This is a genomic window from Qiania dongpingensis (genome assembly GCF_014337195.1).
In the GTDB taxonomy this organism is placed as follows: domain Bacteria; phylum Bacillota; class Clostridia; order Lachnospirales; family Lachnospiraceae; genus Lientehia; species Lientehia dongpingensis.
In genome coordinates, this window is sequence record NZ_CP060634.1 from 436,062 (window position 1) to 448,061 (window position 12,000).

Consider the following 12,000-nt stretch of genomic DNA (forward strand, 5'->3'; position numbering starts at 1 on the left):
AATAGAAAAAGACAGTTTCGGGGGACAGGGTACAATGGAAAAGAACAAAAAACGGCATCATTCTTATTGGTACGCAGGCATATTCGTAGTCATCAATCTATTGGCTTTTTTTATCATCGGCAAAAATGAAAAGAACTATATCCAGACTGCTTTAACCGAACACGCAGAAAATTTCCAGCTTAAGACAGAAGAAGTGATGGAAAACTATATCCACTCCTTCCGTCTGTTCACCCATATGATGTCCCAAAAGCTTGACAGCAATCCTCAGCCTGACTCCATCTGGGAATATCTAAAGAATATCAATGACCCTATGCTTGACATTGAAGGGGACACCTTTGATGGACTGTATATGTATTATCAGGGACGGTACCTGTACAGCTGGGATACCCCCTACTCCGAATACGAGAGCACCGGCTATGACGCCACAGAACGCCCCTGGTATAAAAACGCGGTCGCCGGCAAAGGCAAAATCGTATTTACACCTCCATATATGAGCTATGCGAATCATTATATTCTTTCCACAATCTCTCAGCTTCAGCCAGATGGTGAAACTGTGTTCGCCTACGATATCAAAATGGGGGACATTCAGGACCTGGCTCTGTCACTGAAAGAATATGGCAAGGAGCAAATGATGATCTTCGACAGCGAGGGAACGGTGATTGGCAGTTCCAACGAAGACTTTTTGGGAGGAAGTCTTTTTTCCACGCCTGAAGATGCAGAGAATAAACTGAAAGCAGCTAAAAAGGCACTGTCAGAAGCCGATGCGTCTTCCGGCGTGTCATTTGAAAAGCTGAAAGAAGAGGTGAACTCAGCCGATGCCTTTTACAGTTTTCGAAAAAGCTTTGACACCGGTCTGAACAAGCTTTCCTCATCCCCGCAAAAAGCAGTTTCTGTCAAACTGAACGGCACTACATACTGCGGCTATCTGCTTCCCGGGGAAGAATACAGCTTCCTGCTCCTCGTACCGCTCCTGTCCATGCTGAAATCAAGCGTACAAATCTGGATCCTGCCTCTACTCATACTGGAGCTTCTGCTCATCTATGTAATGGCTAGAGTCAATAAGGAACTGAATAACCGGGAGCTGAAAGCTGCTTATGTGGAATTGGGACAGACACAGAGACGCCTGGAAATCGCGCTGTCGGCTGCACAAAAAGCCGCGGCTGTGGACGATCTGACTGGCATCATGAATTCCAAATCTTTTCGGAAAAGCGTCGCTGATCTGTTGGAAAACATGGAACCTGATGAACGGAGCATCCTGATCATGATAGACGGAGATCACTTTAAATCTGTAAATGACAACTATGGACACACCGTCGGGGATGAAGTCATCAAGCTTACGGCCCAGATGATAGTGGGACGTCTCCGGACCATTGACCTCGCATCCCGCCTGCATGGAGATGAATTCGCCATATTTGTCTCCAAGGTAGACGATTATTCCATCGGTCAGCGGATAATGTCCGACATCAATAATACATTGGCGAAAGAATCCAAGCGGCGCAACATGCCTTCCATTACCCTCTCGGCCGGCGCGGTCCTGGCTAAGCGCGGCGACAATTATTCAGAACTGGCCAAGATTGCTGACGCCGCTCTATATGACGCGAAAAAAACACATGACGGAAAATATGTAAACGCATCTGAGCAATAAACGGCTGCGTTCTATTGAAATTCTTTCCGCAAAACTTCCTTCGGAGCTTCGATTTCGTTCGCGAGCGTATGTTCTGTCAGTTCTGATAGCAATTTGATTTTTTTATTGATGACCGGCCTCATACAGTTTGGGACGTGTTCTTGGTGTGCCCTGTGTATCGCGACACATTCTTTGCAGTTACCATGATATCGGCAGGCTTTCTTACATGGACAGTGATCTTTATTCTTATACTCTTCCCGGAAAGAAGCCGCAAATTCTTCCTGCAGCCGCAGTCCCTCCTGCCGGTTGCCTGCATGAAACTGTTTCATCGCGTCTAGTTCTTTTTGATTTCCTTCAATCTTCATCTGTGATTCTCCTTAATCTGATCTTGGTCATTTGTGATACGGCTCTCTGCGCATGATCCGGAATCCCCGGTATATCTGCTCCAGCAGTATCACCCTCATCAGCTGATGGGGAAATGTCATCCTGGAAAAGCTGAGAGATTCGTCGGCCCTTTCCATGACCGCTTCAGACAGTCCCAAAGAACCTCCGATGACAAAAACCAGGTTGCTGTCACCCCGAATCCCCAGCTCCGCCAGCCTGTCCGCCAGTTCCTCCGAACTCCTCTGTTTCCCCTCTATGGCCAGAGCAATAACATACATCCCTTCTTTGATATGGGACAGGAGCCGCTCTCCTTCCTTCTCTTTAATCTTCCGATCAACGGTATCACTGACCCCGTCTGGCGTCTTCTCATCTGCCACTTCTATTATATTCAGCCTGCAATATTTGCCTAAACGTTTGATATATTCGGAAGCCGCCTGTGAATAGAACTTTTCCTTCACTTTTCCTACCGCAAGTATTGTAATCCTCATATGGAAATCCTTTCTGTATCCGAAACTGTCTTTTCCTTTTATCATCATACCACATTTTTTCCCTGTTACAGTATTTTTCCGACAGGAATTGGCGGAATCCGTTTCTTTTTAAAGTAACCGGTTGCCAGCGCCAGGCACTTATACTATAATAAAAAGGAAGAGTCATCTGCCACATCAATAAATAGAAAAGGAACGAAACTTCATGACTTCTATACAAACAGATCCTACAGAGGAAGCGATGAGCATCCTCATCTCTGATGAATCAGAGCGAATCTCCAGAATCATCGAATTTTTGACATATTCAGGCATTGATGCCAAAAGTGTCTTTGACGAAGAATCCGATATCTTTCAGCTGGCGGTCCCCGACAGCCAGTACAGTAAAGCCGCTTCTTTGCTGAAGATTTATATGGAGCAGGAGCCGGAAGAAGAGCTTCCTGAGGAAGAGCCCGCAGAACAGGCAGCCCGTATCTTCGTCGGCAGTGAAGAAAAATATAAAGAGAATTCTTCTTCCGCGATGTCATTCCTGGTCGTAGGCGCGCTGGTGATCATCGTCCTCATTCTGGCCTCATTGGATATCCTGCCTCTTCCTATCACCTGGGGAGAACAGCCCATTATGTTCTTAGTGCTTTGCTGTATTTCTGTCGCTTTCCTGATCATCGGAGCAGTCTCCCTTAAAAAAGCAAACGTCTACAAAGCCAAAATGAGTGAAGAAACTACCATGGAAACCGACATCATCAAATGGTTTGTGGATACTTACACCGGCGCACAGCTGGACCATACCATTGAAGCAGAAGAAGGCTCGATACCGAAAGAAGAGATTCTCTGCCTGAAACGGCTGGCCCTGATTCGGGATTATCTGCTGAGGGAATACCCTTCCCTCGAAGAAAACCATGCCGACAGCCTGGGAGAAACAATCTATCAGAAATTATATGAATCCAAAACCGCATGACAATAGAAGACCGCGGCCTTTTAATCATTAAAAAGGCTGCGGTCTTTTTCTGCTAGGCAGGCTTTACAACATTCCACCGTTTTTTTATTATAAATGCTTCTGAAAATTTCCTGCAATATGACACCCTTCCTGCAGCACTATGAAAGCATGAGGATCCTTTTCCTTCACCATCCGCCTCAAGATCGTAGCCTCATATTTGGAAAGGACAGAATAGACAATCACCGTATCCTTCTCCGTATAACCTCCCACGCCTTTCCAGAACGTCGCACTTCGGTTAAACTCCTGGATGATAATATTGCAAATGGCTTCTCCATCAGTCCTGGTGAATATCATCACCTCCACATTGATACTCTGTGTATGCACTTTATCCACTATCATCGCTGCAAATGTCGAGTATATGATACAATAGATTGCCACCGACACATCGAATAAAAGAATACAGATTCCATATATGACGCCATTGATGATCAGAGACAGGCGCCCAACACTGAATTCTTTATTCTTTTTCGCAAGATAGATTCCGAGAATATCTAAACCGCCGCCGCTTCCTCCGGCCTGAAGGGCGATCCCTGATCCCACCCCGCAGATAATGCCGCCTATAATAGCGCAGGTCAGACGCTCTTCCATGATGGGAATCCGTGGAACCGGCAGAACACTCATAAAAAATGTGACACAGACCACGTTGATCCCTGTCTTTAAAAGAAACTGTTTTCCAATCTGACGCACAGCAAGAAAGAAAAGAGGCAGGTTCATCAGAAAATAAATCGTACCGGTAAGATTAAAGCCGCCCAGGTTGATATGGGCTTTTTCCACCAGTAGAGTCTCTATAATCTGGCTGACTCCCATGACACCGCTGGCATACAGCTGAACCGGAACTACAAACGCATTCATGCCAAAGGAATAGATCAATGCCCCTATCACACAGAGCATATATTTTGTCCACTGTTTTCTCTCCAAATACACTTCAACACTTTTCATATTTTTCCCTCATTAAAAGCCGGCAGGGCCAAACCTTTCCTATTGAATTGTATCACTTGTATCTCAAATAGAGCTTTTTGTCAAGCCTTTCTTTGAAAAATGAAAAGAAAACTATGCGTCGCGACTTCCAAAATTTTCCTTTCAGCTCCTGTCACTGCTGCCGGCCTTTATACCATGGCAGCCACCATGGGAACCGTGACCAATGTCATGATGGTGGAAACCATAATCCCTCTGGCGCAGACGCTTCCGTCCATCCCCACACTCTCCGCCGCTATGACTGCCATATTTCCCACCGGCATAGCCAGCATTACCGCCGTCACGCCCAATATCGTTTCGTCTATCGGCAGAAATCTCAGCAAAAAGACACAGGCTACGGGAATCACCACCAGCTTCAATATGGAATAGACATACACCTTCCAGTCCAAAAAAATGGATTTCCAGTCATTTTGTGCCAATGAAATGCCGACAGTCAGCAGTGCTATAGGGACACTGGCACTCCCCAAATACTCTACCGGCCCGCTGATAAAAAATGGCAGCCGAAACTTTGTGACCGTCAGAAGAAGAGTCAAAACACAAGAAACCACTCCAGGATTCCAAAGACTTTTCAAAGAAAATCCTTTATCTCTCACTCCTGCCGCCTTATCGACCAGCATCATTCCATATGTATAAAAGCAGCAGCTATATCCCAAATTGAATACAGACGCATAGATTACCGCCTTGTCTCCATAAAGTGCCTTGACCACCGGAATGCCGATAAAGGCCAGATTAGAAAACACGGTCATCATGTTGTACATGAGTTTCTCTTCTTTTGTCTTTCCGAACAGGGCCCCAAACGGGATTCCAAGGACAATCAAAAACGCAAACATCAAGACGGTGAAAGCCGCTACGATCAAAAGCTCTTTCCCCGTTACATTCCCCTTATCCCCCATGGCACTGGAAAGTAAAAGCGCCGGATTCAGAACCTTGATCATGAGGCTGGAAATCTGCCGGCTCGTCTCCTTTCCGATAATTCCCAGCCTGTACACCAGGCACCCGGCAAATATCATGATCAACAAAACAAGCATTTTCTGAAATACGATTCCTGCATCCATCCCTCTTACCCCTTTTATTACAGATTCCAGCGCCTGCCAAAATCCGGCAGCCGCCAACTCTATTCTATCACCCTTAGGATGACCCTATTTGTAGGGATACAACTACTTTTTCCTATTCTCTTGTGTCCCCGTCACAAACTGTCCCAATGTGAAACCGAGTATAGCCGCCCTTTCCGTATTATGGTATAATATGTATAATATAATGCTGTGTAAACTAAGAAATACAGAACAGGAGGAACTCTTATGAAATCAATCAGTCCAGAGGAACTAACCAGAAACCCTTTCCAGATGATAGGGAAGGACTGGCTTCTTTTGACAGCGAAAAAGGGGGACAAGGTAAACACCATGACTGCTTCCTGGGGCGGCGTCGGCATCATGTGGGGAAAGCCCGTAGCCTTTATTTTTATTCGGCCCACCCGTTATACGAAAGAATTCGTAGATGCCGGGAACAAGCTCTCCATCTCCGTGCTGGACGACTCTCACAGAAAGACACTTTCCTACTTCGGCACGGTATCCGGGCGGAATGAAGACAAGATTGCCAAATCCGGTCTGAAATTGGAAGAGAATGACGGCGTCCCTTACTTTGCTGACGCAGACATTGCCTTTATCTGTGAAAAGCTCTATTCCCAGCCCATGGACGCCAAATACATGACAGCCGGCTGGATAGATGAAAAATGGTATCCGTCCAAAGACTACCATACCATGTATGTAGTCGAAATAGAAAAAGCCATGATAAAATAGAATATAGGGCCGGACGATCAAGTCCGGCCCTTCGCATATCTCAACCTATCAGGATAAGCCCGTCTTCCGTTTTATCCAGATACTCATACCCATCTTTTGTGACAACCAGGGTATGCTCCAGCTGTACGCCTCCCCACCCCAGCTCATAGTAGGGGGTCTCGACACAGAACGTCATCTGCTCTTCGACCACATCCTCACTTCCCGGAGCGATGGAATACAAATCGTACATCTCAAGACCAATCCCATGTCCACAATGATGCCTGCGGTAATGGGGGATTCCGGCGCTTCTTACCGTTTCCACCGCCGTTTCAAAAATATCACCGCACAAGACCCCAGGCCTCATCTTTTCTGCGGCCGCCAAACAGCCTTCCCGCACCGCCTGGTAATAAAGAGCTGTTTTTTCATCCGGTTCTCCGACATAGGCCGTACGGGCCAGATCTGAGCAATATCCATCCAAAAAGCAGCCAAAATCAAACCGTACCACGTCCCCAGACAGAATATTCCTCGTCCTGTCGCTTACTGTATCCGAATAAGCCGCCCTTTTTCCGGCGGTTATCACTCCATAGCAGGGAATCGCCCCTCTCCTCGTAAGCTCCAGATTATACTCTCTGTACATCTCATATTCTGTCATGCCCGGACGAAACCGGGACAGCATCTCCATCAATGCCTCCGACGCAGTCACCGCCGCTTTTCGGATTCCCATGACCTCGTCCGGATGCTTAATGCGCCTGGCCTCCTTGAATATGGGATTTCCTCCGGCGAAACGGTACTCTGGCAGCTCTTTTTTCACGGCATCCAGAAGGCTCGGAAATATACGCCCTTCATCCACGGCGACCACTGCTCCCGTTTTCCCATGGGCCTTCACGGCCGCCGCCCACGCTTCTGCCGTCGTCTCATATGCCTGCTTCTGATAAGTCATGACTCTTTCTGCAAAACCGTCCTTGCAAGCCTCTTCCTTTTCAAAGCAAAACCGGCCGCCGGACACATAAACCTCTGCCGAGAGCCCTGCAAATTCAAAGACCGTTGGAAGCTCCGAATATCCGGCCACGTAAAATAACGCATCCTCCTCCGGCACATATCCGACCGCACATTCCGCGTGCTGGATGGCCGACTGCATGACACTCACATAGCCTCCTGTCAGATAAGACAAATTTGACGGCATCGTCGCCACGAGAATATCCGCTCCGGCATCTCCCATGGCTTTTTTGATTCGTTTCATCCGGAAATCCTGTAATCCATCCATATACCGTCTCCTCCCTGTGGATACACAAAGGAAGAAGGGGCAGACGCCCCTCCTATCCATGTTTATATTTTTCTGTTTTTCTCCCCTATCGGAACTCAAAAATCCTCGGCTTCAGGAAGTTGATCAAAGTGCTGGCTGCCAGCCGGGTGGTCGATCCTGTTGTATCACAGGGCGGAGAAACCTCCACCATGTCAACTCCTCCTATTATGGGAGCTTTGCCAAGGATAGAACCAATCTCCAGCAGCTCTACGGAAGTGATTCCGCCAAACACATAACATCCTGTGCCGCAGCCAAAAGCGTTGTCCAGCACATCGATGTCAATGGTCACATAGACTGTATCACAGCCCTTTGACGCGATGGCGATAGCCTTCTCCATAATTTCCGCGATTCCTTCCCTTCGGATATCATCGATCGTATAAAGGGTGGCCCCGCCGTTCACAGCATAGTCATAGCCTTCCACACCAGTAGTCCCGTTCAGGCCTACAAACACCATATTTTTGAGGTCCACGCTCTCAAATTCACTGATCCGCCTTGCGGGAGAACCCTGATAATATTTCCCCCAGGTATCGTTTTCATCATACATATCCATATGGGAATCCACATGAATGTAACCAATCTTCACGGGACGGCCCATCCGTTTCTTAAATCCGTCCTCAAATCCCTTTACCACAGGATACGCCACATAATGATCGCCACCCAGAGTCACAGGCGTAGCGCCCTTCTCCACGATCTTGCTGATCGTGGAAGCCACACTGTCGGTGGTCTTGCAGACATCTGTAGGATATACGCGAATATCTCCGATATCCTTCACAATCTCTTTCGGAGGAGCCAGCATCCTTTTTTTCGTACAGACATCAATCACTTCTCCGTCTATGGCGCAGAGATGATAGATAAAATGCCTGGTCTCTTCCCTGATGGCGTTCGGCGCGTACCTCGGACCGGGCCTGGTGCCGATGGTCACATCATAAGGAACGCCGGAAACCACATAATCCCCCTCTTTTATTTCATCCAGCTTTACATACGGAGCCCGAAGGAACGTATTGATGCCGCAAAAAGACGGATATAAAATTCTTTCATCCATAGGTCATTATCCCCCTGTTCAGATAGGACGATCGTTATGAAACGCCCAGATAGGTCTTCTGGATGGTATCATCCTTCAGAAGATCAGCCGAATTCGCGGACATCTGGATATTCCCAGTCTCAATTACATAAGCCCTGTTGGAAATTTCCAGAGCCAGGTTGGCATTCTGCTCCACCAATAGGATCGGAATGCCAAGCTTTGCGATATCCAAAACGGTATCGCCGATCACGTCTACGATCTGAGGCGCAAGTCCAAGAGAAGGTTCATCCAGCAGCAAAAGCTTAGGGGAAGCCATCATGGCACGTCCTACCGCCAGCATCTGCTGCTCGCCGCCTGACAAGGTGCCGCCGTACTGGTTGATTCTCTCCTTCAGCTTGGGGAACACCTGCATTACTCTCTCCAGGTTTTCCGCCACCTCTGTCTTGCTCTTTATGGAAAATGACCCCATCAAAAGATTCTCTTTTACTGTCAGTTTTGTAAATATCTTTCTTCCTTCCGGCACATGGATAAGGCCCATCTGCACAATCTTATGAACGGGCTTTCCCACAATGGATTCGCCCTGGAAAAGGATATCGCCTTTGGCCGGCTTCTGAAGTCCGGAAATACTGCGGAGAGTCGTCGTCTTTCCTGCGCCGTTATTCCCAACGAGAGCAACTACCTCGTTCTTCCTTACCTCCAGGCTGATACCATGAAGGGCTGTAATATTTCCATATCGTACTGTCAGGTCTTTAATCTCCAACATGATAGCCCACCGCCTTTCTCTTGGTTCCCAGATATGCCTCGATGACCTTGGGATTCGCCTGGATTTCTTCCGGAGTACCGGCAGCCAGCCATTCGCCCTGAGCTAAAACCGTGATGGTATCACTCAGCTTCATTACGAAACGCATATCGTGCTCAATTAACATGACGGTTTTTTTAAGCTTCTTGTTGATGTCCAGGATCAGCTCAGACAACTGGGCTTTCTCCGCCGTATTCATACCGGCGCAGGGCTCGTCGAAAAGCAGCATCTCCGCACCGGTAGCCAGAGTTCTGGCAATCTCCAGCTTCCTCTGATGTCCATAAGGGAGATTTTTCGCCTTTTCACCCACCAGGTTTCCAAGCCCTACAAATTCCAGGGCCTCCATGGAACGTTCCTGACTTTCTTTTTCTTCCCGTCTGCAGCGGGGAGAACTGAAAAGTTCATCGAAAATATTCTGTTTCATATTGTGATGGCAGCCCAGCTGCACATTCTCCAGCACCGTCATTTCCTGAAGAAGGCGGATATTCTGGAAGGTCCTGGAAAGGCCTTTTTCTACAAATTTGTATGAAGGCAGTCCCTGGATCTCCTCGCCGCGGAATAAAACCTTGCCCGCCGTAGGGACCAGAAAACCGGTCATTACATTGAAAAGTGTCGTCTTGCCTGCGCCGTTGGGGCCGATCAAAGCGGAGATTTTTCCTTCCTCAGCCTGCAGGGATACATCATTCAGAGCCTTAAGGCCGCCGAAAAACATGTTGATATGTTGCGCCTCTAACAATGCCATTATGCCTTACCTCCCTCTTCTGATGTCTGCTTCTTGTGGAACAGCCCCCTTATCTTTGAAGTGATCATGGGAACCCATCCGCGTTCATTGGCAATTACGCCGATTACCATAACCGCACCGATGAAGATCATGCGGTAGGTCTGGGCGAAACGGAAGATTTCCGGCGCTATGGTCAGGATGAAGGCGCCGATGACCGGGCCTAAAAGGGAACCGGCTCCGCCGAGGATGACCATGCAGAGCACGGTGGTAGAGTCTGCCACGGTAAAGGTATCCGGGCTGATAAAGGATACATAATGGGCGAAAATACTTCCGGCCATACCTGCCATACATGCGGAAAGTACATATGCCCCTACTTTATAAAATGTGATGTTCACACCCAGAGAACGGGCTACGGTCTCATCATATTTGATAGCGAAAAGCGCACGCCCCACTCTGGTACCCATAAGACGCTTACTCATATACATGCAGAGAATGAGGAGCGCCAGTCCATAATAAATATAAGAAACGGTGGAGAAGCTGTAGCTTCCGACCTCTGCCGCGTCAATGCCGCTGATACCCATAGGCCCATTGGTAAGAGACACCCAGTTAAGCTCTACGATCCTGATCACCTGCCCGAATCCGGTGGTGACAAGCGCGAGGAACACACCCTTCAGCCTCAGAGTCGGAGCGCCAAGGATGAATCCAAATACCATGGCCACAAGGCCGCCGGCAAAAAACGTCAGATAAAAAGGAAGACCATATCTTGTATTTAAAATGGCTGCTGCATATGCACCGATACCGAAGAAGGTTGCATGTGCCAGGTTGGATAACCCGGTCATACCTACTGCAATATTAAGGCTGGATGCCAGGACGCCATACATCATGCACATTAAGATGATATGTACGTGATACGTATTGGTGATCACCAAAGGTGCCAGGATTCCAAGGACGGCTACAACAATAATGGAATGTTTTTTTAAGAAATCATATACCTTTTTCAATCCTTGACGACCTCCTTTCCTAAAATGCCGGAAGGCTTAAAGATAAGGATAAGAATCATCACGACAAACGCCACGCCCTCTCTGACCTGAGTGTTCAGTACAGTGCCGGCGATGCTTTCAATGAGTCCCATCATGATACCGCCCAGCATGGCGCCGGGTATACTTCCGGAACCGCCCAAAACAGCGGCAGCAAAGGCTTTGTTACCGATGGAAGTACCCATCATCGGATAAACCTGCGCGTAATACATGCCCATCAGGATAGAGGAAACTGCACCGAGAGCAGAACCGATGGCAAAGGTCAGGGAAATCGTCGCGTTGACATTGATTCCCATAAGGCCCGCCGTATCCTGATCCATGGAAATGGCGCGGATACTTCTGCCGCTCTTGGTATAGTGAATGAACAGCTGGAGAGAGACCATCAGGATAATGGATACGATCAAAACTAAAATATGAATAGAATTGATGGTGATCCCTGCGAAACTCCAGGAAGTTACGTTCATAACCTTGAACTCATGAGGCTGCGTTCCGAAGATCAGCTGGATCGCAGTTTGAACAATATAAGAAAATCCTACTGATACTGTGATCATCGCCAGCTTCGGAGCTGTACGGATCGGCTTGTAGCCGACTCTCTCCATCACGACGCCGACAACAGAAGTGATGACAACGCCGAAAATACAGGCGGGAATCACTCCAAGACCCATTCTGGCTATGGCGAACCAGGCCAGGTATGCACCCAACAGGGATACTTCACCGTGGGCGAAGTTGATAAAGGAAAGTGTCCCGAATATCAGAGTATAGCCGAGGGCCAGCAGTGCATACAGTACGCCCAGGGTTAAACCGTTAATCAATTGTTGTGCTATCAAAGTTTCTGCCTCCTTTGACCGTAAGATACAGGGCAGGCAGGGGATGCACCCCTGCCCG

At 48.0% G+C, this 12,000-nt stretch carries 13 protein-coding genes; 3 read left to right on the plus strand and 10 right to left on the minus strand.

The window, feature by feature from the left end; all coding sequences use genetic code 11:
* Positions 1-34: 34 nt before the first annotated feature.
* Positions 35-1,645, plus strand: a complete 1,611-nt coding sequence (locus H9Q78_RS02120; protein WP_249303348.1) for a sensor domain-containing diguanylate cyclase — start codon at positions 35-37, stop codon at positions 1,643-1,645.
* Positions 1,646-1,656: 11 nt separating this feature from the next.
* Here the strand turns inward: H9Q78_RS02120 and H9Q78_RS02125 are convergent, their stop codons facing one another.
* Both H9Q78_RS02125 and rlmH read right to left on the minus strand, forming a co-directional pair.
* Complete coding sequence (locus H9Q78_RS02125) at positions 1,657-1,989, minus strand: LPS biosynthesis protein (protein ID WP_249303350.1); 333 nt, start codon at positions 1,987-1,989, stop codon at positions 1,657-1,659.
* A 27-nt stretch (positions 1,990-2,016) separates the two neighbouring features.
* A complete protein-coding gene (gene rlmH / locus H9Q78_RS02130) occupies positions 2,017-2,496 on the minus strand; it encodes a 23S rRNA (pseudouridine(1915)-N(3))-methyltransferase RlmH (protein ID WP_249303351.1) in 480 nt (159 codons plus the stop codon).
* A 202-nt stretch (positions 2,497-2,698) separates the two neighbouring features.
* Here rlmH and H9Q78_RS02135 point away from each other — a divergent pair, with 202 nt between their 5' ends.
* On the plus strand, positions 2,699-3,445 hold the full coding sequence (locus H9Q78_RS02135) for a hypothetical protein (RefSeq protein ID WP_249303352.1): 747 nt from the start codon (positions 2,699-2,701) through the stop codon (positions 3,443-3,445).
* Positions 3,446-3,532: 87 nt separating this feature from the next.
* On the opposite strand, the gene H9Q78_RS02140 is transcribed toward H9Q78_RS02135, so the two are convergent.
* Positions 3,533-4,423, minus strand: a complete 891-nt coding sequence (locus tag H9Q78_RS02140; RefSeq protein WP_249303354.1) for a YitT family protein — start codon at positions 4,421-4,423, stop codon at positions 3,533-3,535.
* A 167-nt stretch (positions 4,424-4,590) separates the two neighbouring features.
* Positions 4,591-5,514, minus strand: a complete 924-nt coding sequence (locus tag H9Q78_RS02145; RefSeq protein WP_249303355.1) for an AEC family transporter — start codon at positions 5,512-5,514, stop codon at positions 4,591-4,593.
* Positions 5,515-5,757: 243 nt separating this feature from the next.
* On the opposite strand from H9Q78_RS02145, the gene H9Q78_RS02150 reads away from it, so the two are divergent.
* On the plus strand, positions 5,758-6,255 hold the full coding sequence (locus tag H9Q78_RS02150) for a flavin reductase family protein (protein WP_249303357.1): 498 nt from the start codon (positions 5,758-5,760) through the stop codon (positions 6,253-6,255).
* A 40-nt stretch (positions 6,256-6,295) separates the two neighbouring features.
* On the opposite strand, the gene H9Q78_RS02155 is transcribed toward H9Q78_RS02150, so the two are convergent.
* From H9Q78_RS02155 to H9Q78_RS02180, 6 genes are all read right to left on the minus strand, one after another.
* On the minus strand, positions 6,296-7,498 hold the full coding sequence (locus H9Q78_RS02155; RefSeq protein WP_249303358.1) for a M24 family metallopeptidase: 1,203 nt from the start codon (positions 7,496-7,498) through the stop codon (positions 6,296-6,298).
* Between the two features lie 85 nt (positions 7,499-7,583).
* Positions 7,584-8,579, minus strand: coding sequence for an agmatinase family protein (locus tag H9Q78_RS02160; protein WP_249303360.1), 996 nt, complete (start codon positions 8,577-8,579; stop codon positions 7,584-7,586).
* Positions 8,580-8,613: 34 nt separating this feature from the next.
* The gene (locus H9Q78_RS02165) at positions 8,614-9,321 is read right to left on the minus strand and encodes an ABC transporter ATP-binding protein (RefSeq protein ID WP_147596539.1); all 708 of its coding nucleotides are present in this window, start codon (positions 9,319-9,321) and stop codon (positions 8,614-8,616) included.
* The gene (locus tag H9Q78_RS02170) at positions 9,308-10,099 is read right to left on the minus strand and encodes an ABC transporter ATP-binding protein (RefSeq protein ID WP_249303361.1); all 792 of its coding nucleotides are present in this window, start codon (positions 10,097-10,099) and stop codon (positions 9,308-9,310) included. Before H9Q78_RS02170 ends, H9Q78_RS02165 begins: the two co-directional genes overlap by 14 nt.
* Positions 10,099-11,079 (minus strand): branched-chain amino acid ABC transporter permease, encoded by a 981-nt coding sequence (locus H9Q78_RS02175; RefSeq protein WP_147596541.1) that lies wholly within the window; start codon positions 11,077-11,079, stop codon positions 10,099-10,101. The genes H9Q78_RS02170 and H9Q78_RS02175 overlap by 1 nt, the downstream gene beginning before the upstream one ends.
* The gene (locus tag H9Q78_RS02180) at positions 11,076-11,942 is read right to left on the minus strand and encodes a branched-chain amino acid ABC transporter permease (RefSeq protein ID WP_249303363.1); all 867 of its coding nucleotides are present in this window, start codon (positions 11,940-11,942) and stop codon (positions 11,076-11,078) included. The genes H9Q78_RS02175 and H9Q78_RS02180 overlap by 4 nt, the downstream gene beginning before the upstream one ends.
* Positions 11,943-12,000 lie beyond the last annotated feature (58 nt).